The organism is Dyadobacter sp. BHUBP1 (assembly GCF_050587785.1).
In the GTDB taxonomy this organism is placed as follows: Bacteria; Bacteroidota; Bacteroidia; order Cytophagales; family Spirosomataceae; genus Dyadobacter.
This window is the reverse complement of record NZ_JBOBIH010000001.1, coordinates 1344367-1370225: the sequence shown is the minus strand read 5'-3', so window position 1 is coordinate 1370225 and position 25859 is coordinate 1344367. Positions and strand designations below refer to the sequence as shown.

Below are 25859 nucleotides of genomic sequence, written 5' to 3'. Positions count from 1 at the left end.
TAAATGAAATTTTATGTAGAAAATCGACTACACTTAAATTATTTCGAAAAAATAATGTGAACAGAAGTCCCGATGGGCCGGTTAGGCTTCACCTCCAGACGGGCGCGAATGAGGGTACTGATTTCTTTGACGATCAGTAGCCCCATTCCGAAGTTCTGGGATGCGTTTTCGTTAGCAGGAAGCTGCTTGGCTTCGCTGTTGATCCAGTCGCGCACTGTGCTTTCCATACCCGGCCCGGTATCATTCACAATCAGGTGCAATTCTTCCCGGAAATCCTGATAAGTAACGCTGATCGTGCCGCCATTGGTTGCTTTGTTCGCATTGTCGATCAGGTTGTGCAGGATAATGCTCACCAACTGCGCGTTGTTTTTGATGATCACACCCGGCGTAACCCCGTTCACAAACCGGTTGGCATTCACCTCCGCATCCTGCATAAAAATGGCGAACTTCTGTTCAACCATTTCATTCATATCGAGATACGTAAAATGCACGTTGGTATTTTTATAACGGAACTCCGTGTATTCCAGCAGGTTTTTCATGAAATGATACAATCGGTAGCTCGACTGGCTGATCGCCCGCACGGTCGCCAAATCGGGGTGATTGCGGGCCAGGCGACCGGTGGTTGTCATCAGAAAGCGCAGCGGGCTTTTGATATCGTGGGATATACTCGCAATAAGATGCTTCTGATGGGAATATTCCCTTTCAAGCTTCATGCGGGAATCTTCGAGGTATTCGAGGCTTGACCGCAGCTCGACCGTCTTGGCGTCAAGGTCGCTGATCGTATCGTAGAATGAACTGAAAAAGAAGTAGTTGATTAGTACGATCAGTGTAAAATTCTGCAACAGCTGTATCACAATCGTGATCCTTCCCGAGCCCTGTGGCCCCCAGGAGATATATTCCCCAAAATGATGCCCCAATAACACATACGCAATGAACGGTATCACGGCCATTGTCGAATAAATAACGCCCCAGCGGTTGCCGAGACCATAGAAGGCAGCCACAGTGACCACGACAAGGTATTGCAGCGTCACCAGGTCGAACCCTTTCTGAAAGTAATACAAGTTAGTCCATATAATGACCATGAAGATCAGCATCGCAGCGTGTGCGGCTTTGCGCCATTGAAAGCCGTTCGCCACTGCGATATAATAGATCACCACAATACCCAGCAAAACGGCGGCCCGTATCGCCTGCAAACGGTAATGCTCTAACTGGTAGAAAATCAGCAGCAGCGTGGTGGTAACAATTTTCAGATTAAGTGCGTAAGAAAGTACTTTGATGCGCGCCCGGTTAAGGATACTCGTTTCAGCTTCTAACTGTTTTCGGACAGGCCATTCCAGAATCGATCGGATCATGTATTCACGTTTTCTAAACCGCCGTTCGTCTTCGGGGTCGGACGATGCGATAAGATCCAAATCTACCTAAAATACGCAACAGATAATGTAGAGAAATTGCCACAAGTAAAACAATAGCAATCTACAATGGCTATTTAAGGCTGATGCTACATTTGTAAAATCCTGCAAATGACTGGCTGCGGAACTGTATGCAGGCCCTTGGGACTCGAACGTATGAAGTACGTTAATAAACGTTGAGTATAACTTACACCTTCCGGTCCTGCCGAGAAGGTGTTTTGTTTATCAATGTTTTAATGGGGTATTCTGGCTGGCCAATGGCCTGAATGATGACGAAAAGAGGAACGTGGTAAATAACGATTTGTGAGTGCGTGTACCTGGCTTTACTTACCCGGTTTGTCCTGCGTTTGCTTTTTGGATTTCTTCACTTCACCCGGTGTAAACTCCCCGTTAATCCATCTTACAAAATTTTTAGATTGTACCTGATAGACCTGGGCTGACAGAGGTTTCAAATCTGAATTTTCGATTTCGAGAAGATAATCAGCCAGAAGCCTGTTGATCTCTTCCAAATATTTACTTTGCGTCTTCATAAGAGGATTTTGTGTTTTACAAATAAAGAACTATTCTGATACTCAATCAAGTGCGCGATTTTCGTATCACTGTGCAAACATAATCCTTTCCCTCTATTCTGTTTGGGGTTTTGGGGTGAGAACGCTGAATTCTAGGGTGTAACAAGCCCTCGGTGGGGGGACGAAAGGGGACTATCAAATCCCTTCAGTGGCCACTAAATTTTTACTACAAAGCCCTACCCAAGGCCCGCTACCAAAAGCTTATAGCATTTACGATACCGGCTTGTAGCTGAGTTAAGGCACGCCAATTTGGCCGTCAGAAAGTGGTCCGGAAGGGTCGGTGAAGATTCAAAAAGGTGGTCAGTCGGGCAATACAACCAGCATTGCCCGACTACCAATTTTTCACTCCAGAAGATCCCCGGAATGCGTCTGCGAGCAACCCATGAAATCCATATGTCCCATAATCGGCGCGCCCGGAGGCATGTCCAGCACGGAGCCTGGTTCGAACTTGATCGGGTTCTTGCCAAACTCGTCGATCTGTGCCAATGCGAACAGCATATTGGCCTTCCGCTTGGGGGCGGCGCCAGCGAGTTGTCCTTTCAGCCAGTCGCTCAGTTCCCCCACTTTCAGCAATGCCTCGCCACGCACATTTTCGGGGGCTTTTGAATCCGCGGCGAGCATGAGCAGGTATTTCAGTGAAAGATTATTGACCAGTGTTTGCAATTCGCCCTTGTAGCCATCCAGCGGGGACGATTTCCAGGTTTTTTCAAATAGCCTGTCGATCACCGGCATGAGTCCGGGTTGCTTCGCGTCGCGTGCATTGTACTCGATCAGGCGTGCGGCACGCTCGGGATTGAGCAGGTACGAAATCGTGGTACCGGCGGCGGTTTCGGCAGCTGCAATGGGATCGAATGTCGGGCCCGTGTGGCCGGTGAACGTCTCAAGGCTGGCCGGATAGCCGCTCGGGCGCGGTGGGATTTTGCTGATCAGCGCCTCCGGCAGTGCCAGGGCTTCCGGCGTAATCGTGCCCAGCAGCGACTCCAATGCGCGCCATTGCTCCCCGGGCTCTACCATCCTCGTTGTCACCTGGCCGTCGTTTTTTACGGCGTGGGTAAAATACAACCCGCCTACCGACTTTGCCACGGCTTCGATCTGATAACGGTGCAGGAGATAGATTGGCACAAGCACTTCTTCGATGGTCGCCATTGGCTCCCCTTTCTGAATCGCCTTTTCAGAGAAGTTATCCAGAACCTTTCTGCGGACCTTCATGATGTTCGCCATCTGGTCGATCGGGTTGGCGCCGTCGTCCCACTGGTGCGAGGTCGGGTGGGCATTGCCGCCGATATCCGGGATGTACAAAAAGCCTTGTCTCAGTGTTTCCTGCATGATTTTTTCGAGTCCTGCCTCTTCATCAGCACCTTTGGCGAACTCGGTGTACCCCCACATCACAGCGCGCTTATCCCAGGCACCGATACCTTTTGCGTAAGAGTCCGAGATATCGACAGTGCCGTCCGCTTTGAGGGAAAATCTCGGGAATGGGTAGTCCATCACCGAGCCCCGGTCTTTCGGACTAGCGGCAAAATTATGGTTAAAACCGAGCGTATGCCCTATTTCGTGGGCCGAAAGCTGCCTTACGCGCGCCAGGGCAAGCTCCTGCATGGCATTGGTCGTTTTCTTCCCATCTTCGTAGGGTTGCAAAAGGCCTTCGGCGATGAGATAGTCCTGACGATGGCGATCCGACCCGAGCGTCACCACACCTTTGATGATTTCACCCGTCCGGGGGTCGATATACGAGGCGCCGGACGAAAACCCGCGCGGCGCACCGGTGCGGTTGATCCAGTTCACCACATTATACCGGATATCCATCGGATCGGCGCCCGCCGGCAATTCCTTCACTTGAAACGCATTTTTGAAACCGGCCGCTTCGAATGCCTCGTTCCAGTAAGCCCCGCCCTCTATTAACGCGGTTTTCACCGGCTCCGGCGCACCGCGATCAATGTAATACACGATCGGCTCGACTGCCTCGCTGGGTGCATTACCAGGGTTTTTCTTCTCCAAACGGTGCCTGCGGATGAACCGCTTTACGATCGGCTCGGTCATAGGCGCAGAGAAGTCCATGTAGCTGAACATCCCGAATGCAGAGCGCGGATCGAAACGCCGGGGCTTGTAGTTGCCGTCGGGCAACTCCACAAACGACTGGTGCATGTTGATCGTCACCGCGCCAGGATCCGGTGCTAGACTGCTACCACCGCCGCCAAACCGGTTCACGTTGGGTGAACCTCCTGTGAACGTCACCATCGCTTCGAATTCGGTGTTCTTGGGAAAGTTCTTCGTGTTTTCGAGATATACCACCGAGCGGGATTCGTCGAGCCGGTAGGTACCGCCTCCGCCGCTGCTCGGCTGCGGAACGCTCACGGGCCCGCTCACGCGACGTACGCCCAGGCGTGCCGCGATGTTCTGGCTGTCGCGGATAATGAACGGCGTAAGGTCCACAAGTACTTTCTCGCCTTCCATCGCTACCGGCGCAAAGCCCCAGATCACCGATTTGGCAAATGCATTATCCACCGCTTTTTGCTCATCGGCGTTCTGCGTAATGGCCCGGTAGTTGGTTACGGGTTCCACGAGCAGGACCTTCGGGCCCACTTTGATGAATTTCGCCAACGCCGATGACGCCTGTCCGCGTTCGGGGCCACCATTTCCAACTCCTTCCGAAAGCGATGCGAAATAGAGGAACTCCTTGTCGAGCTTATCCACTTCGAGCAGCACCTTCCCTGTTTTTTCATCATAATAAAAATTGAAAAAGCCCTCGTACTTCTTCATGCCCTGCGTGGCGGAAGCAATGGTGGCAGCCGTTCGCTGACCTGTTCCGCCCTGATTTTGCGCAAAACTGAGGGTACCGGCTGCCAGTAAAACAGCCAATGCATAGAATCTCAACTTCATAGGAATCGGGTTATGGATGAATGATTTAAATACTATTTCACCTGCTCCGCTTGAAGCAGGAACACTTCCGACCGGTAATCGCCCGTTTTGTTCAGCATCAGCTTACCCCTGATCTTCACCGGCTTGTCGGTATAGCCGAGTTCTTTCACCATTTTGACCTCCACCATTGAAGGAATATCCCCCTGGCCGCAATAGGGGCATTGGTCCATCGGTACCACCGCGAGCATAAACTCCTTATGGTTCAGGTCGGCATTGATCGGGATCATGTAGCCGGGCAGTTCGACAGCCTTGTTCTGCAACGCTTCCAGTCGGGCCGGAAACGCAGGGACCATCTTAAAATCGGCGTTCTTCTTGTAGGTACGTTGCGCGATAAGCTTCCAGGTATCGTTCATCAGCGGAATATGCGTCGGCGGCTGGGCCATACCGGCATAGCCCGCCAGCAGTAAAATCAGCAAAAGCCATTTTTGGGTAAACATCATTTTAAATTTTCGACATGGTTTCAGAAATATCGGTCCGGTAGGCTTGGATGGCCGGCAACAATGCAGCCACCAACCCAATGAGCAGGCCCATAGCAAACAGCCAGCCTTCTTCCGGCAAGAACGTGAGGCCATCCATCCGCGCCTGCGGCGACCCTTGCCAATAGCCAATCGCATGCAATGCACCGTGGCCCAGTAATATCCCTACAAGCGAGCCAAGGGTCGTCAGCAGCGTCCCTTCCAGTATAATCATGGTAAAAATCACCTCTCGCGACGCGCCCATGACCCGCATGACTGCCAGATCATACACGCGCTCGCGCAGGGAGTTGTATAGGCTCACAAAAACGCTCACACCCGCCAGCAGCATCAATGCCACGGCGAACCAGCGTACCGCATCCACACCCACGCCAATCAATGCAAACAGCCGCGCACTTTCCTTGGCCGGAGAGGCTGCCTGCATGGCCGTTGAACGGTTGATCGTCGCCGGTAATGTCACCATCGCCATCCTTGACCGGTATTGCAGAAGCATCGACGTGATTTCGCGTGTTCCGTCCGTACCGTGCATTTCCCAGATGCTTTCGAGACTGGTAAGCACCAGATTGTCCGCTACATTTCCTCTCTTTTTCAATACCCCGGTAATCACGTAAGAATGATCGTCGTGCAGATCCTCCTCCGATGTCAACCCGTGCGAACCGTAAATGCGGTCGCCGGCTTTCAGTCCCTGTGCATGCGCTACATTCGCTCCGATTACAATTTCAAATGGTTTCGCCCAGAAACGCCCCGCTGCCAGTTGCAGTCCATAGAGGCTCACATAGCCCGTATCAGTCCCGACAATGCGAAAACCCGCGTAGTTATCGCCCAATGCAAGTGGTACTGCCTTTTTCACCATCGGATGCGCGGCCAACGAATGCGCGTTTTCCTCGCTGATATTGCCGGTGGGAAAATCAATAAAATAAATACTGCTCAGTATCAGCTGTAACGGACTGCCCTTCGCCCCTGCTACGAGATCCACGCCCCGGGCATTATTACGCAGCCGCTCTCCTACCTGGTTCATTCCCAGCAAGAGCATCGCCAGCATACCCGTACCAAATGCAATCAGCAGCAGGTTCAACGCGAGCGTCAGCCGGTTGGCTTTAAGATTTTTCCAACTGATCAGAAATGCGTTCATGGCGGAGTTCAAATACAAAATCCTTGAAAAAAGACTCTTTCACCCGATCGTCGTGCGTGGAAATAATGAGCGTGGAGCCTTGCGATGTGGCCAGATCCGACAGCAGGCGGACCACGGCGTCGGCGTTCCGGTTGTCGAGGCTACTCGTGGGTTCATCCGCCAACAGCAATGCCGGCCGGTTCACGAGCGCCCTCGCAATGCCTGCGCGCTGCGCCTGCCCCTGGCTAAGCTCCTGCGGATAGGCATGTCGCTTGTGCTCCATTTCCAATGCATGGAGCACCTCCCTGATCCTGAAAACGTCTCTTCCGATTCCCGCAAAACTTTGGGCGAGAAGCAAATTCTCCTCCACCGTCATGCTGCGGATCAAATGCGGCTGCTGGAAAACGATGCCGATATGTTGCCCGCGGAAGCGGTCGAGGGCACGTGCGGGAAGGGTATACAAATCAGCTCCATTCACTACTACTCGCCCCGATGAAGGTCGTAACAATCCGCCGAACATATGCAACAGCGTTGTTTTCCCGCTGCCCGATTCTCCGAGTAGCAGCCATTGCTCACCACGTCCGACTTTCCAGTCGGGGAAGTGTAGCGAAGTGCCATTGGGAAAGGTTTTCGTCAAAAGGGATGTTCGCAGCATGGGTAAGTTTAGTCAGGTGTGGTCATTTATTGTCTCGCGCTGTCTGCTCCGGGAAATTCTCAGGAGGCCAGGGAATCACAACACCTGACAACACCTAACCTACTTCCCAGCCCCCGCGCTCTCCCGTACGGTGGGATATTTAATCCCCAGTTGTTCAAGATACGTCGGGTACTTCGCCGGATCATAATAGTACTTCTTCATTTCCGGACGGAATTCGGACATAATCTTTTCGTTCAGGTGGATCGCCGGTTTGTCGGTGTCGGAAATGAGGGCTTTGTATTTGACGTCTTTGGTCTGGACATTATTGAAATAATCCCAGGCATAGCGCAGCACTTCGGGTTTCACGAGCAGATCCAGCAAGGTCATGGCCTCCACTTTGGCACCGGCGGTAACTCCCTTGTGTGCAATGGGCGTCGCCATGGCAATCGCATTCGCCCAGTGGTGGCCCGGCAGGCCGGGGATATTGGCTGGATAGCGCAATACCACCGTCGGCAGGTTCCAGGAAATGTCGGCGATGTCGTCTGAGCCGCCGCCGCCGCTGTTAGGCGTCGCCGATGGCTTGGAAAGCTGGCTCAATGTGGTCGCCAGCCCATTGGTTTCGAGCGCGCCGCCTTCCGGGTTTTGCATTTCCTTCTGGGCCGCCCTCGCGAGTATCTGGTCATCTTCCGACCATTTCGGCAAGCCCACGCGCTTGATGTTCTCATACATCGTTTCGGCAATGGCCTGGTTGAAATGCCCCGGCCAGGCGCTGCCCAGTACCTCGTAGGTCATTTTGGTCTCGGTCATTTGCGCCGCGCCCTCCGCAATCCGGATCCCATCCTTAAACATCTGCGTGATCTTCGGGTAAGTGCGTTCGCGGAAATAATACCATACCGACGCTTTGGAGGGCACCACATTCGGCTGGTCGCCGCCATCCTTAATCACGTAATGCGATCGCTGGGTAGTTTCCATATGCTCGCGGTGGAAATTCCAGCCGATATTCATCAGCTCCACCGCATCGAGCGCGCTCTTTCCGCGCCAGGGCGCCGCGCCCGCGTGGGAGGCCTGCCCTTCGAAGTTGAACTGCACCGATACCATTCCGTTATTGCCCCCATCGCCGTACGAAACCGAGAGGTTATTCGCCACGTGAGTGAAAATACAGGCATCCACGCCTTTGAAAAAACCGTCGCGGACGTAATAGGCCTTGGTTCCCAGCTGCTCCTCGGCCACACCTGGCCAGAGCATAATCGTACCGGGTATCTTCTCCCGTTCCATGATTTTTTTCAATGCCAGCACAGCGGTAATATTCAGCGGCTGGCCCGAGTTGTGCCCCTCGCCGTGGCCCGGCGCACCTTCGATGATCGGGTCGTGGTAAGCGACACCGGGCTTCTGGGAAGCTTTGGGAATACAATCAATATCGCTACCGACAGCAATAAGCGGCTTTCCGGAGCCCCATTTGGCCGTCCAGGCGGTTGGGATACCGGCGATGCCCTGCTCGATGGTAAAGCCATTTTTCTTCAAAATATCCGTCAGGTATCTCGAAGTCTCGATCTCCTGAAAGCCCAGCTCGCCGAAGCTGAACACCATGTCCACCATTTCCTGCGTGAACTTCGCCTGGCTGTCGATCTCTTTGGCCATTTCTGTTTTCAGCGCGTCGATTTTGGCGGGGCTCATTTTCACTTGCGCCGTTGTTTTCAACGGCAAAGCCAGCATCGTACCTGCCGCACAGCCTATTCCCCAATGCCGCATTCTCCGGAACAAACCATTTGTTTTTAAAAGCATTTTTAAAACCGTTTAAATATTGACCTATTTCCCTGAACCTGAACTCTTTTCCTCGCCTGGCGCCACAGCGCGGACAGTAGGATACTTAATACCCAACTGTTCGAGGTAGGTCGGATATTTGGCAGGATCGTAATAATACTTCTTCATTTCCGGCCGGAACTCCTCCATGATCTTCTTATTTAGATGAATAGCCGGCTTGTCGGTTTTGGAAATCAAGGCCGTGTACTTGGTGTCCTTGGTTTGTACCTCATTGAAATACTTCCATGCATTGGTCAGGATTTCAGGCTTTACAAAAAGGTCGAGCAATGTCATAGCCTCGGCTTTAGCGCCTGCGGTAACCCCCTTGTGCGCGATGGGTGTGGCCATGGCAATAGCATTGGCCCAGTGGTGACCGGGTAATCCCGGAATGTTGGCCGGATACCCGAGGACAATTGTCGGCAAATTCCAGGAAATATCGGCAATATCATCCGATCCTCCCCCGCCCGACGACGCTGTTGCCATCGGTTTTCTCAACTGGCTGAGCGAAGTACTCAAACCATCGTTCGCCCGCTCGCCGCCGAAACCGACAGCAGGACTTCCCACTTCTTTTTGTAATGCACGGGCGAGTTTCTGGTCCTCTTCGCTCCATTGCGGCAAGCCTACGCTTTTGATATTCTCATACATCGCCTCGGCAATAGGCTGGTTCATATGCCCCGGCCATGCGCTTCCGAGCACTTCGTAGGTCATTTTGGTTTCGGTCATTTTCGCCGCCGCCTCGGCAATGCGGATACCGTCCTTGTACATCTGCGTGATTTTCGGATAGCTCCGCTCGCGGAAATAGTACCATACCGATGCCTTGGAAGGCACCACATTGGGTTGGTCGCCGCCGTCGGTGATCACATAGTGCGATCGCTGGGTGGTTTCCATGTGCTCGCGGTGGTAGTTCCAGCCGATATTCATGAGTTCCACGGCATCCAATGCGCTTTTCCCGCGCCAGGGTGCGCCGCCTGCGTGTGAGGCCTGCCCTTCGAAATCGAAGCGGACCGAGATCATGCCATTGCCGCCGCCATCGCCATATGAGGTGCCCAAGTTGCTGCTCACGTGCGTGAAAATGCATGCATCGACATCTTTGAAATAACCGTCACGGACAAAATACGCCTTGGTAGCCAACTGTTCCTCGGCCACGCCCGGCCAGAGCATAATGGTACCGGGGATTTTCTCACGTTCCATGATCTTTTTCAATGCCAATACAGCTGTCACGTTCAGCGGCTGACCGGAGTTATGCCCCTCGCCATGGCCGGGTGCTCCTTCAATGATCGGGTCGTGATAGGCCACGCCGGGTTTCTGTGACGCCTTGGGGATACAATCGATATCGCTGCCGACAGCGATCACCGGTTTCCCCGATCCCCATTTGGCCGTCCAGGCAGTCGGAATACCCGAAATGCCCTGCTCGATTGTAAATCCATTCTTTTGAAGAATATCCGTCAGGTATTTAGAAGTTTCCACCTCCTGAAAACCCAGCTCGCCGAAGCTGAAAATCATGTCCACCATCTCCTGGGTGAACTTTTTCCGGCCGTCGATGTCTTTGGCGAGTTCAGTTTTGAGCGCGTCGATTTTAGCGGCGGTAAGTTTTACCTGAGCGCTCGCGAGGCCGGGTAGCAAGGTAAAAGCTGCTACCGAATTGAGTATGTACTTGAGTGTTTTCATGGGATCTTCGGTTTAGGTACCGTGCTTCGACTGCGCTCAGCATGACTTAAAGCATTGTCGTCCTGAGCAGAGTCGAAGGACAGCACTAGATTAGTTTATTCGTTGACAATTCCGCATTCGGGATCGGGAAAATGTACTCGGGCTGAGAAGGAGCAATGGACGGTGCCGAAAGTCCGCCGCTGCCTTTGGCCGGGATCGTAAGCAGGTTGCGCAGCAGGTCATTGGAACGCAGGCCTTCTCCGAGAAACTCGATACGGCGTTCGAGCCATATCGTTTTCACCAACGCATCGGCCGTGGCAATGTCGGCAGCAGGAAATGCGTAGGCAGCATCCGAGCGCGTACGGACTGCTTTCAGCAACTCCACCGACTTGGCGAGGTCGCCGGTTTTGGCAAGCGCCTCGGCGTAATTCAGCAATACTTCCGAATAGCGGAGCAAGGGCACGTAATCGATCGTCGGGTTGGTCTGATTGTATTTTTTCAAATAGGTCAATCCGCCTGCAACACGTGTGAATGCGGTTTTCCGGACATCGGTATTTGGCCAGGTTGGTTCGCCCAGGATGCCGGTCGGATTCAGGTTGTATTCCAGATTGAGATTGTACTCGTAGGCCAGCGAATTCTGGCCACTCACGAGGTTCAGAGCCGTCATAGGCATTGAGAAAATCGATTCCGTAGTCGTGTAATCCGTAAAAAACACCGTGGTAATGTTCGATTGCAGCTGGTGTTTCACGCCCGAAGGAGCCACGAATGGCGCTGCATCTGACACGATTTTCTTCGCTTCGGTGATTGTTTTGGCATAATCACCCATGGTCAGATACACCCTTGTTTTCAAGGCAATGGCCGTGTTTTTATGGGCGCGGGTGGTATTCAACAGGGCCGTTGAGTAGCTGGCAGGCAACCCCGCTTCCGCCTCTTCCAGATCTTTCAGGATTTGTGCATACACTTCGGCTACCGTGCTCCGGGCCAGATCGTTATTGGCAGGGGTACTCTCGCCTTTCAGCCGTAAAGGAATCCCCGGCGAGGCACCTTTGTCCTTCACATACGGCTGCGCATAGCGGGTGATCAATCCAAAATAGCAGAATGCCCGCACAAACCTGGCCTCGGCGAGGTACTGGGTGGCAGTAGCAGCGTCCACCACATCGGGGTGCAGCGGCAAGCCATCGATCAGCAGGTTGGCCGAGTTAATGGCCGTGTAGGAAGTGCCCCAAGCGGAAGAGGCGTCGTTCGAACCGGAGGTAACGGTGTGGCTCCACGCGTCGTAGCCGGTAAACACGTTCTGGGTTCGGTTGATAAACTCCTCGCCACGGATATCCGCCAGCATGAGATAGCGCCCGCCATACAAGCTGCCGTTTTTCATCGCACCATACAAGCCATTCACCTGCCCCAGCACACGGGCCGGCGTATCGAAAATGTAAGCATCCTGCAAAGCAATGTTGGGCACCGGGTTCAGCAGTTCCTTTTCATCGCACGAGGTCATGAGCGGTGTCAGCGGCAATGCCATGCAGGCCACCCGGAACATCAGGTTATTCACAGGCATCATAGGAGTGTTTTTAAATATCTTTTTCATAATCAGAAACCGAGGTTTAAACCAAATGTGAATGTGCGGCCTTGCGGAATGGAATTCTTCTCCACACCAGGGGTCGTGTTGGAATTACCATTGACCGAAATCTCGGGATCGGTACCGGTGTATTTCGTGAGAATGAATGCATTGAAAACCTGTGCATACAACCGCACCGAACTCAACCCCAGCTTGCTCAGAACCGGCCCCGGCACGCGGTACCCTAGCGAAACCGACTGCAACCGCAGGAAATCGCCCTTTTCAGCATTCTCAGAGATGGGCCACGACGAGCCGTTTGAAAGCAGATCGCCATATACGACGCGCGGTATCTTGGTTACCTGCCCCGGCGTAGTCCACCGGTCGAGCACCTCCGTGGTGTTGTTCCAGAAGCGCTGGTCGCGCCAGGTAGCCTTGGTACCGTTCATCACCAGATTGCCCCCCGAATACGTGAAATTCACGCCCAGATCCCATTGCCCATATTTGACATTATTGATAAAACCGCCGTAATACGTCGGCAGCGCATTGCCGAGCAGGTAGTAGTCGTCCACCGCGATTGCAGGAGCGGGAGTGCCGTCCAGATAAGTCCAGCGGCTGCCTCCCGCAGGTACCACGTGGCTGTACTGCACACGTTCGCCCGCTTTGTTGATGAAGATGCGCTGGCCGTTTTCGGGGTTCACCCCATCCGTTTTCGCCCCATACAAGCTGCCTACCGAATAGCCGACGCGCGTGATGTTGGTCGCCTCCGCGGCCGTGGAAGTGGTTCCCACCAGCTCGGTTCCCTGCCCGTACAGCTCGGTGACCTTATTTTTATTATGGGTAAAATTGAGACTCGCATTCCAGCTCAGCTTGCCTTTACGGATAAGGTTGGCATTCACGCCCAGCTCGATACCATGATTGTACATCGCACCAATATTCATGAATATGGCATCGCCCGGAATACCTTTGGAAGGCGACTGCGGCACATTGAGGATCAACCCGTTGACGCTGTTGGCGTAGTAAGTAGCTTCGAGGGTAATGCGGTCGTTCAGGAAGCTCACGTCGGCTCCCACGTTGGTCTGGTTGCTCGTCTCCCAGCCCAGATCGGGGTTACCGCCCTGACTGAAATTCCAGGTAGGTACGGCGGCATACAGGTTTGATTCATACAATGCGAGCGAGCCGTACGCGCTTACGCCCGAGTTACCCACGCGCCCCCAGCTTGCGCGGAGTTTCACGCTGCTCATGATGTCGGCCAGCTTGGAATGTTTGTAAAAATCCTCCTCCGAAATGCTCCATCCGGCCGATACGCCGCCGAAATTTCCGTATTTCTTACCGCTTCCGAGCGCAGAATTGCCGTCGCGGCGGTAATTGAGGGTGAAGAAGTATTTCTTGCTAAAATCATAGGTAAACCGGGAGAACACCGAAACCAATGCACTCTCCGTCAGCACGTTCGCAGCCGGCGAGATTTGCCCGTAGCTGCCCTGGAACTCGTCGAAGAACGGATCTGAAAGCTGGGTCCGGGTCGCCCCCCAACTCGATGTTCCGAATTTCTGCACATCATAACCGGCCAGCAGGGAAATGTTGTGATTAGTGGCAATGGTGGTCTGGTAGTTTAATGTATTGGTCCAGTTCCAGTTGCTGATCAACCTGCTGCTATTGGTAGCGCTGCCGTTGGATGAGTTTCCCGGGCCGTGCACGGGGCTGTTGAAGCTCACATTCTCGACTTTCAAGCGATCCATCGCATAGCTCATTTTATACTGCAAGCCTTTGAAAATCTTGACGGTAGTCCCAAAATTGGCAATAATGCGATCGTTTTCAGAGGTATATTTATTCAAATCCAGCAAAGGAACCGGGTTGTAAAAGTTGCTCGCTACCTTGTTATTTCCCATACCCAGCGTATTGGACGAACTGAGGTTGTAAGAGCCATCGGGATTCACGGCGTACACGTTCGGCGCCGAAAGCCAGGCGAGGCGGGCAGATCCCACCAATCCAAACGCATTACCGCTCAGCGACCCGGTATTGGGCGAGGCATTCAGGCTGGTATTGTAGTTGATATTCCCTGAAAACGATAACCAGGAGTTCAGCTTGTGATCGATATTGAAGCGGGCCGCTTTCCGCGTAAACTGGTTGGTTTTCAGAATACCTTTCTGGTTGCTGTAATTCGTGGAAAAGTAATATTTCGTCGATTCCGAACCGCCGGAAACACTGATGCTGTGGTTTTGCGAAACGCCGGTCTGATATACTTTGTCGTACCAATTGGTATTCACGATGGAGCCGTCCTCCTGAATGATCGGAAAGAACAGCGCCGACGCCACGGCATCGTTATTCGCATTGCCGCCGAGGATTTTGGCATTCATCACGCCTTCATTTTTAATATCCATAAACTGCTGCGCATTCAGCATCGTGGGCAAGCGGGTCGCTTTGGTCATACCTGTCCAGCCTTCGTAAGTCACTTTTGCCTTGCCGGTTTTACCGCTTTTGGTCGTGATCAGGAGCACGCCCGCCGCCGCACGCGACCCGTAAATGGATGTCGAGGCGGCATCTTTCAGCACGTCAATCGACTCGATGTCCGCAGGATTAATATCACCCAGCGGGTTGTTAGCCACGGTAGAGTTGGCCGAAACGTCGCCGGTATTAATAGGGATACCATCCACCACGACCAGCGGAAAAGAGCTAAGCGAAATGGAGTTGATCCCGCGGATACGGATTACCGGCGGGTTATTCAGCACGCCGTTCGGCTGGCCGATGCTCACACCGGTAGCCCGGCCGGCCAGCCCCTGGTCGAAACTTTGCACCGGCATATCCTTCAATTTATCCCCGGAAACCCGCGCCGCGGATCCTGTAAATTCCTCCTTCGATTGCGTGCCGTACCCCACGACCATCAGTTCATTCAACTGCTTTGTGCTGCTCGCCAGCTTGATATCGATCGCCGACTGCCCTCCTACGGCCACTTCCTGTGCCACGTACCCCACGTACGAGAACACAAGCACCGGCGCGCCGGAGTCCGACACCTTGATGAGGTACTTGCCGTTCATGTCGGTAATCGTGCCCGTGGAAGTGCCTTTCACAAGCACCGCCACCCCCGGTAATGCCTCGCCATTGTCGTTGTCGGTCACCACGCCCGCTATCTCGCGATCGGCAGGGCGAACGAGCGACGCCAGCAGGATTTCCGTTTTCTGGATCTGGCCGGTTGTCTTCGCTTCTTTTTCCACAATCACCACCGTGCCTCTTTGCTCGCGATAATCGAGGCGTGTCGGGCCGAGCAGTTCGTCGAGTACCTCGTCCACCGGCTTATGGCTCACCGCAATATTGACGCGGTACGGTGCCACGAGCTCTTCATTGTACACAAATTTGAAACCGGTTTTTTTCTTGATCAGATTGAACGCCTCTTTAAGGCTCCGGTCGCGGAGCGTAAGGTCGATCGTCACTTCCTGAAGACTCTGCCTGGCATCCACTCCCGCCCCGACGGAGGGAAATCCTATCAGCAGCGCGAAAAGTAAGAAGAACGTGGTCAGGCGTGTCCATTTGTGTATGGACAGTAAACTTCTGGTACAATTTTTCATACCTTTGAATGAGTTGGGGTTAATCGTAAAACATTAATTCCAGCTTCCGGATAGCAAGATCAGTCAGTGATTGGCGTTACGTTCTGATTTTCACTATCACTCGGTCCGGCAGGCTCAAGCTTGCCGGATTTTTTGCATTGAAGGGCAATCGTTCATTCCATAGGCGCGGGGTTCAAATGGGTCTTCTTTTTTTGCTGAGTGTTATCTGATTGTCTTCCAGGCGGTATTCCAGATTGTTGGCAAGCGATAGTAGATCGAGTATGTGAGGGAGGGAGTCGGTTGAGGCAAATTCGGCAGACATGTGGTATTCCCGTATCGATTCCTCTGCCTGGATCTTTACATCGAATTTATTTTCCAAAATGGCGATCACGTTGGCAAAGCTCTCATTATCGAACAGTAGCCTGCCTTCCTTCCAAGCCACCGCATTGGCGCTGTTTACATTCACTTTTTTGATCTCACGGGTCGTCATATCGTAGGACACCTGTTCATTCGGCAGCAATAGCTTCCGTTCCGGCCCGGCCGTGCCGCCCGCCCGTTCCACTTCCACCTTTCCGCGAGTAACGGTAACCAATATACTTTTCAGAAAATGGTAGGACCGGATATTGAATGCTGTCCCCAAAACGCGGGTCGTGGTACCGGAAGCCACCACAAAGAAGGGCTTCGACTCATCCCGTTTGATATCAAAGTATGCTTCGCCGTCGAGCAGCACCACCTTCCGCTGGTGTTCCGCGAAATGCCGGGGATATTTCATTTTGCTCGATTCGTTGAGCCAGACCGTCGAGCCATCCGGCAGCTTTATTTCCTTGCGCTCGCCTTTGCCAGTAGCTACTGAAATCGTATTTCCAAAGAGCTGAAAGGCATTATGTTTCCAAACAAAGAACGACAGCGTGAGTACCAGCAATACCGATGCCGCGACACGGAATGTCCGGGAAACAATTATCCATGGTCCTTCTCGCAATGGCCTGGTAATTTCCGGTTCCGGTGCGGCCTTCTCGTCAAGTTGCCTGTCAAGCGGTTCGTCGAGTTGGCCTTCGGCCAGCAAACGGAAGAAAATATCCAGTTCGTCCCTGCTCAACGCATTGGCAACGTAACGTTTGACGAGTTCTTCCAGGAATCTCTTGTCCTCCATTTTTCCGGCTATTTATAGTGAAGACGGGCGATACGGGTTCTAGGGTACCCCCTCGGTCAAAAATTTTTTGTCATTTTGGTCAGGTGCTGTCATTTGTTGCCCGTTTCGTGTAAATCTCTTGATTTGCACACACTATTCGCAGGCCTCCGGCCGGCCCATACGGCAAGGGCAACCATGCGATATCAATCAGCCAGAGGCCTGCGAATAAAGAGTCACGAAGGGAACCTTCGCACCATTTCGCCACTCATGACTAAACATGACCACACCTGACTATACATGACTATACATGACCATACCAACGTTCACCAAACCACCATAACGCAAATTACCAGCGAGTTGAACGACAACCCAAAGCTCTTGTACGCGGAATATTTAATGAATTTGATGACTTTGACCATGTGTTTTTTGATCGCATTGCGCGAAACACCCAGTACTTCGGCGGCTTCGTCGTAGGAATGCTCCATTTCCCGGCAAAGGCGGAACACCTCCTGGTCGCGCGGGGAAAGCTGATGAAGTATTTTTTGCAGATAATGCTGATATTCTTCCGATTGCAATGCCTCTTCCACAAGGCTGGCATGTTGCAGCGATGCTCGGATCACCTCCTCCCGCACCGATCGCTCGGTAGCCGCGTGGCGCAGGAAATCAAGGACACGGTTTTTGGAAACCGTAAAAATATAGGCTCTGAATGATTGCAGATTGGCGAGCGTCTCCCGCTTTTCCCACACTTTCAGGAAAATCTCCTGACACAAGTCTTCGGTATGCTCGGAGGATTTGACAAATTTGAAAACATAACGGCTGATTTCCCCCTTATAATGACGATACACCTCGTGGAAAGCCTTGCTGTCTCCCGAAGCGAGGTCTTTCAGCAAAACAGTTTCGTCGAACGCGTTCATCGTTGAGGTTGTATTTTATACCGCCAAATATCGTTTCCCTAATTTAGGTACATAATCACTAAAATTTCAAGGTTTTAAAATTTGATACACTATTAATTTCGCTATTTTATCAAATAGATTAGTATAATTATGATTTTTATAAAATAGTTGAAATAATATATCGAACACAAAATGACAGTGCGAGACTAAACATGACCACACATGACAAAACCTGACCACACGGACTAAACATGACAACGCCTGACCACTCCTGACAAAACCCGACTACTCTTGACAACACCTGACCACAAAAAAGAGACGCCCCCGGAATCCGGCGACGCCCCTTTACTGCAAAAAGACTCCTGATTAGTCCTTCTTGCGCAGGTACACATTATTACTGATCGATTCCAGCTTCACATCCGGCCCGCCACCCTTGAATTTCCCTTCGAGCAAATAGCCTACGATCGGGTTTTTCTCTTTTTTGTTTCCGAAATCAATATCCAGATCTGAGTACACTTCGCCCGTAACAGTTTTCACCGCTACATTGGCACCTTTGGATTTCGGCCAGCTCATATCCACGAATCCACTGATCGTTTTGGCGGCCACGGCCGCAGTAGCTCCCTGAATATCGATGTTCCCGTTGATGGTTTCGAGTTTCAGCTTGGCCTGGCGCGGCAGGGTTACCTGATAGTTGATCTCGCTGCAAACGTAATAGCGGTTCTTGCCATCGTCGCTGCTCCACGTGCTTTTCTCTCCCGGGCAATCCTCGCCTTTGCCTTCCTTTATCTTTTCCTTGTCGATGTCGGTTTTCAGAATAATTTCGTCGGCAGTAGTCATGTCGGTGACCCGAAATGCGTCATTCAGTTTGTTCTGATTGATTTTGACGGACATATGCACCGAAACTTCCTGCTTATCCCAGTAGCGCACGCGAATACTGTCACCGAAGCGCAAATTGAGGTTTACTGTCTTGCCTGATTGGTACGGCAGGCTTTTATCGATGATTTTCTGGGCAAATGCGGACGCGCATACCACGCCCAGAATGGCTGATAACAAAATCTTTTTCATGGTAACAGATGCAGGTTTAGGTGTTATTTCTGCTTGCGGATATAAATGTTGCTGCTAATGGTGTTGAGGGTCATTTCTACGCCTCCGCCGTTGATCGCGCCGTCGACGTTGGCCATACCGCCGACTTTCGACATGCCATCTTTGGTACTTTTCACGCCGAGATCGAAATCCGTGTACATTTCGCCATTGATCGACCGCAATTTCAGGTTCGATTTTGCCGTCGCGGGCAAAGTAATGTCCACATCCCCGCTGATTGACGAAATGGCCGTCGGCTTACCTTGCGCGAGTGTCGAGAAGGTCGCCGTTACCTCGCCGCTGGTGGTATTGGCTACCACGGGCCCGGTAATATTATTGAGGATAATGTTGGTGTTGTTCGTTTTAATTTCCAGGTCGCCGTCCATATTCGAGATCGACAAGCCTGATCCTCCCTGCCAGTTGGTTTCCACGAACTTCACCGCTACCTGCCGGGGCAGTTTGATCGTGTACTTGATCGACTTGCGCGTCGCTTTCTCGATTTTCAGTCCCGAAGCGTCGGGAGTTACCGATAAGCCTATACCAGAGTTATCGACGGCCGTATAATACAACGGTTTCAGTCCTTTCGCGCGATCGGGCGGCGCCTCGAAGCCGGACGATGCCTGGATAATGACCTCGTCGCCATTATACCCTTCGATCTTCACCGTGCTGGCCGAAAGTTCGAACACGACTTTTTTATCCTTCGAATTGGCTAGTTTGGTCTTGTATTCGGGCGTTTGGGCACACGCAATGCCGAGGCTCCAAAGGAAGCCCGCACTGATTAACAGTACTTTTTTCATGGTTGTTTATTATTAGGATTTATTTGCTTGTTTGGTCCAGGGGTTGAAACCCCTGGTTAAAATATCGCTTTTGCACAGTGGGCCAGAGGCCCGGCCCATATCCGGCCAGGGAATTTATTCCCTGGTAAAAGGCATTGTCAGACGTCAGTGTTGAGACGGTTCATGCCTTCGGTTGCTTTCAACCGTACCACGTCGAGTACCTCCTGGTTGCGCGCAAGTTGCTGAAACTGATCCACCGCCCGTTTTTCCTTGATCGCCACCAACGTTTCGATGAGCGAAATCTGGATGTTAGGGTCCGTCTGGATTGCCAGCGACTGGATCAGCGCTTCCTTTACCTCCGCTTCATCGGCAAAGTGCGTTAATGCCTGGCAGGCCGCCAGCCGTACATTCACATTCGGATCGAAATTGAGCGTGTTGATCAGCAGCTGCGTAATGTCGCGGTCGGCATCGGTGATTTCATAGCTATGGTTCACCGCCTGAATACGTTCGCTCGCCGACGTATTGTTCATTTGTTCGAATGCGAGAACTTTTTTCATTTCCGCCACTTCCGTAGCTTCCTGCCCTCCGAGAACAGCCAGCGCCCCCTTCTCCGACTTCGACTGAAACATCCAGCCTGCTCCAAAACCGACGATCAGCAACGTCAGTCCCGCCGCAATGCGGATCAGCCAGCTTCCCAGCCGCCGCATTGGCCCCTGCCTGGGCGGATCGAGCATCAGCGCCAGCTCATGATGGAAAGTCAGCGAAGGCTGCTCCTTGCGTGCATTCGCAAAATAGCCGAATTGCACCGCATGGCTCTGCAAATGCTCCGGCACCTCGCCATGCTGAAAAAACTGCTTCAAGGCACGTTCCTCTTCCAGCGACGTTTCACCGTCGTAATATTTTTCTAATAACTTCTCAATATCCAGTGCCATAATTCTCCGCTTTTAAATAATTCTCACGCAACTTCTGCCTTGCCCGCGAAAGGATCGTACGGATATTCGCATTGCTCAGCCCGGTTACCTCCTCGATCTCCTCCAAAGTATACTCCTCCACGTCGCGGAGGTGCAGTACCAGTTTCTGTTGCTCGGGCAGCTCGCCGATGAGGCGGTGCATCAGACCGGCGCTGTCGCTGTTCTCGACTTGCCGATAAGGCGATACGTCCGCGGCCTGCATGGCTACCATATCCGTTTCGTTGCTCGTTTTCTGTTTATGATGCGATTTCAGCCGATCCAGACAAAGATTTTTCGTCATCTGCACCGCCAGCGCCTCCACGCTCTGGTAACTTTCCAGCTGCTGCCGGTTCGTCCAAAGCCTCAGGAACACGTCCTGAATGGCATCCTCTGCCTCCTCGCGGTTGCGAAGAAACATCTGCGCCAGTCGGAACAGGCGACCCTGGACGGGAAGAATGCGTTGGTTGAAGGCTTGTAAATCCATATTCAATGGCATAGACGACCGGCTTCCGGAAACGTTACAGGATTTACGAAAAAATTTTTATTTCCGAACATTGCTGTCCGGTATCGGACAGGGGTGGCCGGGTTGAAACCCGGCGCAATAGCCTAAAAAGCCATTTTTAAGCGCTGGCAAAGTATTTGTTTTGCATTATTATAACTAATAAGCTGCGCGGGTTATGAAAAGAACTTTTCTTGGAGAATTTGAAGAAATCGTCCTGCTGGTAGTGGCTGGCTGCACCGAAGAAGCGTACGGCGTCACCATCTGGGAACGCGTCCAGGAATACACAGGCCGGTCGGTTTCGCTGAGCGCGATACATGCAACTTTATACCGTCTGGAAGAAAAAGGCTTCCTTACTTCTGAAATGGGCGGTGCCACATCAGAGCGCGGCGGTCGGCGGAAGCGTTTTTTCAGCATTACCAATTATGGTAACCGCGCATTGCAGGAAATCAACGAGATCCGCCGGCAGCTATGGCAGGCTATTCCGGCAGAGAAGCTGCAACCCAAACTCAGCTTTTCATGATATGGAAAAAGTCCCGAAACACCACAGCCCACCCCGCTGCGTCGACCGGCTGCTGACGATCGTTATCGCTCCGCATTTCCTGGAAGATATCCTGGGCGACCTGCACGAGGTATATGCGCTGTACGCGAGCCAGGGAAGCGCCCACACGGCGCGCCTGCGATACCTGCTCGCCTGCCTGCGCTACGTACGCCCGTATTTCATGAAACGCAAACCCCGCACTTATTCCCCCACTTATATTTTCAGTCCCGCCATGATCAGAAACTATCTCAAAATCTCGCTCCGAACATTAGGTAAAAACAAGGCTTACAGCTTCATTAACATCTCCGGACTGGCCATGGGTATGACCGTAGCCATCCTGATAGGCCTCTGGATCTACGACGAGGTATCGTTCGACCGGTATTTCGAAAACCACGACCGCATTGCCCAGGTCTGGCAGCACCAGACATTCAACGGGCAGGTCGGCACGCAGACTTCCCTCCCCTTCCCCATCGGTGATGAAATCAGGCGCAACTACGGGGCAGATTTCAAATATGTGGTCATGGCTTCCTGGAACAGCAAGCATATTCTGGCCGTCGGCGACCGGAAATTCAATAAAAACGGAACCTATATCGAACCCGACGCTCCCGAGATGCTGAGCCTGCGGATGATCCACGGCACGAGGGCAGGTCTGAAAGATCCCTACTCCATCATGCTTTCCGAATCGGTCGCGAAGGCGTACTTTGGTGATACCGACCCCCTCGACAAAACAATAAAGGTCGATAACAACCTGAATGTAAAGGTTACAGGTGTGTATGAAGATTTTCCTAATAATACCACTTTCCGCGAAGTCTCGTTCCTGATGCCCTGGCAACTGATGATCATCGCCAATCCATGGCTCAAAACCATGGAAGATCCGTGGCGCCCCAATTCCTACCATACCTTCGTACAGCTGATCGACAATGCTGACATTGACCAGGCTACTGCACGCATCAAAGACATTAAAAAGAGAAATATCAATAAGGAGCAATTGAAATACAAGCCCGATGTGTTCCTGAACCCGATGAGCAAATGGCACCTTTACTCGGAGTTCAAAGAGGGTCATCGCGTGGGCGGGCGAATCGAATTTGTGTGGCTGTTCGGTACCATCGGCGTATTCGTATTGCTACTCGCCTGCATCAATTTCATGAACCTCAGTACGGCTCGTTCCGAAAAACGTGCTAAGGAGGTAGGTATTCGCAAAGCCGTCGGTTCGGTGCGCAAACAGCTCATTACGCAGTTCTTTTCCGAATCATTTCTGGTGGTCGGCTGTGCATTTGTGCTTTCGATCGTGCTGGTAATACTGTGCCTGCCGTTCTTCAACGAGGTCGCCGACAAGAAAATCGCCATGCCCTGGTCCCAGCCTGAATTCTGGCTGGCGGGCATTGGTTTCAGCATCATTACGGCCATTATTGCGGGCAGCTATCCAGCATTGTACCTGTCTTCCTTCCAGCCTGTGAAAGTGCTGAAAGGAACTTTCCGGGCGGGCCGCTTCGCAGCGGTGCCGAGGAAAGTGCTGGTAGTAGTGCAGTTCGCGGTGTCGATCATTCTCATCATCGGAACTGCCGTGGTGTTCCGGCAGATCCAGCACGCCAAAAACCGGCCGGTGGGTTACAGCCGCGACGGACTGCTCTCCATTTTCATGGCCACGGGCGACATTCACAAACATTTTGAAGCAGTTCGTCAGGAACTGAAAAGCGATGGCGCCATTGCGGAAATGGCCGAGTCGGGCAGTCCTACTACCGAAACCTGGTCATCTACGAGCGGTTTTGAATGGAAAGGCAAGGACCCCGAGCAATCGGTTGATTTCTCATTCGACGAGGTTTCGCATGACTACGGCAAAACCGTCGGCTGGCAATTTGTGCAAGGCCGGGATTTCTCGCGCGAGTTTGCGACGGACTCGGTAGCGCTGGTCGTGAACGAAACAGCCGTGAAATTCATGGGCCTGCAACACCCCGTGGACGAGCCGATGACCTGGTTCAAAAAACCGTATAAAATCATCGGGGTGATCAGGGACATCGTCGTGAACTCGCCCTATGCTCCCGCCAGACCCCAATTTTTCTGCCTTTCGTCTGGCCAGGGTAATGTGATTAATATCCGGCTCAATCCTGCGATAGGCTCATCTGCTTCGCTCGAAAAAATCAAATCCGTTTTTGAGAAATACGATCCGGGCTCCCCTTTCGAATATGAATTCAACGACGTTGCATACGCCCGGAAATTCTTTGATGAGGTCCGCATCGGCAAGCTGACGACCTTCTTTTCTATACTGGCTGTACTGATCAGCTGTCTGGGGCTGTTTGGAGTAGCTTCATTCATCGCCGAACAGCGGACCAAGGAAATCGGCGTGCGGAAAGTGTTGGGCGCGACAGTGATCAATGTCTGGGGCTTGCTTTCCCGCGATTTTGTCATGCTAGTATGCATCGCGTTCCTGATTGCCACACCCGGCGCATACTATTTCCTGAATGGGTGGTTGCAAAAATACGAATACCACACAACGATCTCATGGTGGATATTCGCACTTACCGGTCTCGGCACGCTGCTGATTACCTTGCTGACAGTAAGCTTCCAGGCCATCAAAGCGGCCACGATGAACCCTATCCGCAGTCTGCGGTCTGAATAATGCGTAGTTAGCCATGATATGATTTCAAAAAACCGGGTTTCTGGCGCTCGTCGCAGTCGCTATCGCGGAATAGCATTTTCATAGTTTCGGTTCAATCCAAAGTGCAGCCAGGCAGAGTATCAGCCAGGTAAACCAGGCCCAGCCGGGAAGTTTCCGGGTCGATATTTCGTTGCCCTTTATATCGGTTGCTGTATTTAGTTCTTGCGTAGATCGAATAAAATGCTGCATACGCGAAGCATATCGCAACGGGGAATAATCCTGCACATAAAGCTCGGTTTGCAAAGAATCATGCACGGGTGACCAACCGGCTTTATCCGGCAAAAAACGAGCAGCAGCCGACCGGTCATTCATTGCGGAGGTAATGGTTGAAACAGTATCCTTACCGACCGTCAAAAACTGCGGAACGGGCTGAAAATTATTCAAATGCATCATAACTGGCACATTTTGAAAAACCGGGGCGTCCCATTCAATCACGGGCGCCACCACAGGACGCACGTATGCGAGGATTTCGTTCCAAATCTTGCCATAAGCAATGCTATCTCCCGACAGCTGCATCGGAAACGTCTCATTCAATAAACTTACCGCAATTTTCCCGGTCGTTTTTTCGATTGCCACAGGGTAATGCGATACCCGTACCTGAAAATCATTCGGTTCGAAGCGGAAAGGTAATGCAGTCAGTGAAGCGGATACGGTAATCGATTCCCCATTGGAAATTTTCACTGATTGAAAACGCGTACCCAGTGCATTATTGATTGCCCGGAGGTCGGTAACCGGATCGCCCAATTGAAGGAAGAGTACACTTCTGCCTGTATTCACAGCCTTTCTTACAGCTGCGGTGGCAGCATTTGAAACACTCGTCACAATCAGTTCCGGCTCAGCGGCACGGTTGATATTCAACTTGCTCCGGATATCCCTCGACAATAACGATTCATACGACACGGAATGTCCCTGCTTTCCGAGCCAGGTCGCCAGGGTGCGTGTTTCAAAATCGGGGTTATCGAGTAGAAAACGGACGGTCAGTTTTTGCTCTGGCCGGGTGAAAAAGCGGAGCGTATCGATGGTTTGCCCGTCGAGGTCAAGGGTCGTGGTAGTACGACCCTCAGAAAATGTGGGAAATGCCAGTCTGAACCGGTTTTTACCGACATTCAGCATGACGCTGTCGAGCGTTCTGCCGGCGTACCGCACCTGTAATATCTTTTTATCGGACAACTCAATACTGCCTTCAATCCGTTGCATTTCGCCTTTGCACAATATTCCCTTCCATTGGAGATCGCGGAGTGCGTCCGGGGCAAACCAGGGCTTCCAACGCAAATGGGGCATATTCTTCCACTGCCTTATAGAGGCAAAAAGGCTTTTTTCGAACTCCTGGCCCACTATTACCAGTGTGTCTACCGCGCCGTCGGCAGTTTCATCCACACGTATCGGTTCCGCGCCCGCCAGACTATCCCGAATGCGCCCGGCAACCCCGGAAGGGACATTTGCGGCAATCAGCAGCCCGGTTTTCGACCTGGCATTAGATTGAAAATAGGGATCGAACAGCCACGCCACCAAACTCACCCAAAACAAAGCATTCAAAATCAACCTGATGCCTACCCTTCCCGAATGACGATGGCGCGTATAAAGCAAACCGCATTGCAATACGAGCAGCGCCAATGCCGCCGTAAGCAGGGTTACGTTTAAAGGTTCGGTCCAGTTGAAATCGGTACGGATCATTCAGG

At 52.3% G+C, this 25859-nt stretch carries 19 protein-coding genes; 2 read left to right on the top strand and 17 right to left on the bottom strand.

The window, feature by feature from the left end; all coding sequences use genetic code 11:
- Positions 1-38 precede the first annotated feature (38 nt).
- The 16 genes from ACQ4MZ_RS05615 to ACQ4MZ_RS05540 form a co-directional block, all read right to left on the bottom strand.
- Complete coding sequence (locus ACQ4MZ_RS05615; protein WP_430843598.1) at positions 39-1352, bottom strand: sensor histidine kinase; 1314 nt, start codon at positions 1350-1352, stop codon at positions 39-41.
- Between the two features lie 380 nt (positions 1353-1732).
- Positions 1733-1939 carry a hypothetical protein gene (locus ACQ4MZ_RS05610; RefSeq protein ID WP_430843597.1) on the bottom strand — a complete coding sequence of 69 codons (207 nt, stop codon included), beginning with the start codon at positions 1937-1939 and terminating at the stop codon, positions 1733-1735.
- Between the two features lie 381 nt (positions 1940-2320).
- Positions 2321-4858 carry a zinc-dependent metalloprotease gene (locus ACQ4MZ_RS05605; RefSeq protein WP_430843596.1) on the bottom strand — a complete coding sequence of 846 codons (2538 nt, stop codon included), beginning with the start codon at positions 4856-4858 and terminating at the stop codon, positions 2321-2323.
- Positions 4859-4890: 32 nt separating this feature from the next.
- Entirely contained in the window at positions 4891-5337 is a 447-nt protein-coding gene (locus ACQ4MZ_RS05600; protein WP_430843595.1) for a hypothetical protein, read from the bottom strand.
- Between the two features lies 1 nt (position 5338).
- Entirely contained in the window at positions 5339-6502 is a 1164-nt protein-coding gene (locus ACQ4MZ_RS05595; RefSeq protein ID WP_430843594.1) for an ABC transporter permease, read from the bottom strand.
- Positions 6468-7136, bottom strand: a complete 669-nt coding sequence (locus ACQ4MZ_RS05590) for an ABC transporter ATP-binding protein (RefSeq protein WP_430843593.1) — start codon at positions 7134-7136, stop codon at positions 6468-6470. Before ACQ4MZ_RS05590 ends, ACQ4MZ_RS05595 begins: the two co-directional genes overlap by 35 nt.
- Positions 7137-7235: 99 nt before the next feature.
- Entirely contained in the window at positions 7236-8828 is a 1593-nt protein-coding gene (locus ACQ4MZ_RS05585; RefSeq protein WP_430843808.1) for an amidohydrolase, read from the bottom strand.
- Positions 8829-8921: 93 nt separating this feature from the next.
- The gene (locus ACQ4MZ_RS05580) at positions 8922-10583 is read right to left on the bottom strand and encodes an amidohydrolase (RefSeq protein ID WP_430843592.1); all 1662 of its coding nucleotides are present in this window, start codon (positions 10581-10583) and stop codon (positions 8922-8924) included.
- A gap of 85 nt (positions 10584-10668) precedes the next feature.
- Positions 10669-12147, bottom strand: coding sequence for a RagB/SusD family nutrient uptake outer membrane protein (locus ACQ4MZ_RS05575; RefSeq protein WP_430843591.1), 1479 nt, complete (start codon positions 12145-12147; stop codon positions 10669-10671).
- A 2-nt stretch (positions 12148-12149) separates the two neighbouring features.
- The gene (locus ACQ4MZ_RS05570; RefSeq protein ID WP_430843590.1) at positions 12150-15677 is read right to left on the bottom strand and encodes a SusC/RagA family TonB-linked outer membrane protein; all 3528 of its coding nucleotides are present in this window, start codon (positions 15675-15677) and stop codon (positions 12150-12152) included.
- A 172-nt stretch (positions 15678-15849) separates the two neighbouring features.
- A complete protein-coding gene (locus tag ACQ4MZ_RS05565) occupies positions 15850-16806 on the bottom strand; it encodes a FecR family protein (protein ID WP_430843589.1) in 957 nt (318 codons plus the stop codon).
- A 302-nt stretch (positions 16807-17108) separates the two neighbouring features.
- Positions 17109-17699: an RNA polymerase sigma factor gene (locus ACQ4MZ_RS05560; RefSeq protein ID WP_430843588.1), complete on the bottom strand. Its 591-nt coding sequence runs from the start codon at positions 17697-17699 to the stop codon at positions 17109-17111.
- Positions 17700-18044: 345 nt separating this feature from the next.
- Positions 18045-18743, bottom strand: a complete 699-nt coding sequence (locus ACQ4MZ_RS05555) for a hypothetical protein (RefSeq protein WP_430843587.1) — start codon at positions 18741-18743, stop codon at positions 18045-18047.
- A 23-nt stretch (positions 18744-18766) separates the two neighbouring features.
- The gene (locus tag ACQ4MZ_RS05550) at positions 18767-19555 is read right to left on the bottom strand and encodes a DUF4097 family beta strand repeat-containing protein (RefSeq protein WP_430843586.1); all 789 of its coding nucleotides are present in this window, start codon (positions 19553-19555) and stop codon (positions 18767-18769) included.
- 137 nt (positions 19556-19692) lie between these two features.
- Positions 19693-20466: a HEAT repeat domain-containing protein gene (locus ACQ4MZ_RS05545; protein WP_430843585.1), complete on the bottom strand. Its 774-nt coding sequence runs from the start codon at positions 20464-20466 to the stop codon at positions 19693-19695.
- Complete coding sequence (locus ACQ4MZ_RS05540) at positions 20450-20968, bottom strand: RNA polymerase sigma factor (RefSeq protein ID WP_309990810.1); 519 nt, start codon at positions 20966-20968, stop codon at positions 20450-20452. Before ACQ4MZ_RS05540 ends, ACQ4MZ_RS05545 begins: the two co-directional genes overlap by 17 nt.
- A gap of 193 nt (positions 20969-21161) precedes the next feature.
- Between ACQ4MZ_RS05540 and ACQ4MZ_RS05535 the strand changes: the two genes are divergently transcribed.
- Positions 21162-21506 (top strand): PadR family transcriptional regulator, encoded by a 345-nt coding sequence (locus ACQ4MZ_RS05535; RefSeq protein ID WP_430843584.1) that lies wholly within the window; start codon positions 21162-21164, stop codon positions 21504-21506.
- Position 21507: 1 nt separating this feature from the next.
- Positions 21508-24141, top strand: coding sequence for an ABC transporter permease (locus ACQ4MZ_RS05530; RefSeq protein WP_430843583.1), 2634 nt, complete (start codon positions 21508-21510; stop codon positions 24139-24141).
- Positions 24142-24219: 78 nt separating this feature from the next.
- On the opposite strand, the gene ACQ4MZ_RS05525 is transcribed toward ACQ4MZ_RS05530, so the two are convergent.
- The gene (locus ACQ4MZ_RS05525) at positions 24220-25854 is read right to left on the bottom strand and encodes a hypothetical protein (RefSeq protein ID WP_430843582.1); all 1635 of its coding nucleotides are present in this window, start codon (positions 25852-25854) and stop codon (positions 24220-24222) included.
- Between the last annotated feature and the right edge of the window lie 5 nt (positions 25855-25859).

What these genes read in the sequence shown, in the direction of transcription:
- ACQ4MZ_RS05615 (WP_430843598.1), bottom strand. Translation starts at nt 1,352, where the DNA reads ATGATCCGATCGATTCTGGAATGGCCTGTCCGAAAACAGTTAGAAGCT.
- ACQ4MZ_RS05610 (WP_430843597.1), bottom strand. Translation starts at nt 1,939, where the DNA reads ATGAAGACGCAAAGTAAATATTTGGAAGAGATCAACAGGCTTCTGGCT.
- ACQ4MZ_RS05605 (WP_430843596.1), bottom strand. Translation starts at nt 4,858, where the DNA reads ATGAAGTTGAGATTCTATGCATTGGCTGTTTTACTGGCAGCCGGTACC.
- ACQ4MZ_RS05600 (WP_430843595.1), bottom strand. Translation starts at nt 5,337, where the DNA reads ATGATGTTTACCCAAAAATGGCTTTTGCTGATTTTACTGCTGGCGGGC.
- ACQ4MZ_RS05595 (WP_430843594.1), bottom strand. Translation starts at nt 6,502, where the DNA reads ATGAACGCATTTCTGATCAGTTGGAAAAATCTTAAAGCCAACCGGCTG.
- ACQ4MZ_RS05590 (WP_430843593.1), bottom strand. Translation starts at nt 7,136, where the DNA reads ATGCTGCGAACATCCCTTTTGACGAAAACCTTTCCCAATGGCACTTCG.
- ACQ4MZ_RS05585 (WP_430843808.1), bottom strand. Translation starts at nt 8,828, where the DNA reads ATGCTGGCTTTGCCGTTGAAAACAACGGCGCAAGTGAAAATGAGCCCC.
- ACQ4MZ_RS05580 (WP_430843592.1), bottom strand. Translation starts at nt 10,583, where the DNA reads ATGAAAACACTCAAGTACATACTCAATTCGGTAGCAGCTTTTACCTTG.
- ACQ4MZ_RS05575 (WP_430843591.1), bottom strand. Translation starts at nt 12,147, where the DNA reads ATGAAAAAGATATTTAAAAACACTCCTATGATGCCTGTGAATAACCTG.
- ACQ4MZ_RS05570 (WP_430843590.1), bottom strand. Translation starts at nt 15,677, where the DNA reads ATGAAAAATTGTACCAGAAGTTTACTGTCCATACACAAATGGACACGC.
- ACQ4MZ_RS05565 (WP_430843589.1), bottom strand. Translation starts at nt 16,806, where the DNA reads ATGGAGGACAAGAGATTCCTGGAAGAACTCGTCAAACGTTACGTTGCC.
- ACQ4MZ_RS05560 (WP_430843588.1), bottom strand. Translation starts at nt 17,699, where the DNA reads ATGAACGCGTTCGACGAAACTGTTTTGCTGAAAGACCTCGCTTCGGGA.
- ACQ4MZ_RS05555 (WP_430843587.1), bottom strand. Translation starts at nt 18,743, where the DNA reads ATGAAAAAGATTTTGTTATCAGCCATTCTGGGCGTGGTATGCGCGTCC.
- ACQ4MZ_RS05550 (WP_430843586.1), bottom strand. Translation starts at nt 19,555, where the DNA reads ATGAAAAAAGTACTGTTAATCAGTGCGGGCTTCCTTTGGAGCCTCGGC.
- ACQ4MZ_RS05545 (WP_430843585.1), bottom strand. Translation starts at nt 20,466, where the DNA reads ATGGCACTGGATATTGAGAAGTTATTAGAAAAATATTACGACGGTGAA.
- ACQ4MZ_RS05540 (WP_309990810.1), bottom strand. Translation starts at nt 20,968, where the DNA reads ATGGATTTACAAGCCTTCAACCAACGCATTCTTCCCGTCCAGGGTCGC.
- ACQ4MZ_RS05535 (WP_430843584.1), top strand. Translation starts at nt 21,162, where the DNA reads ATGAAAAGAACTTTTCTTGGAGAATTTGAAGAAATCGTCCTGCTGGTA.
- ACQ4MZ_RS05530 (WP_430843583.1), top strand. Translation starts at nt 21,508, where the DNA reads ATGGAAAAAGTCCCGAAACACCACAGCCCACCCCGCTGCGTCGACCGG.
- ACQ4MZ_RS05525 (WP_430843582.1), bottom strand. Translation starts at nt 25,854, where the DNA reads ATGATCCGTACCGATTTCAACTGGACCGAACCTTTAAACGTAACCCTG.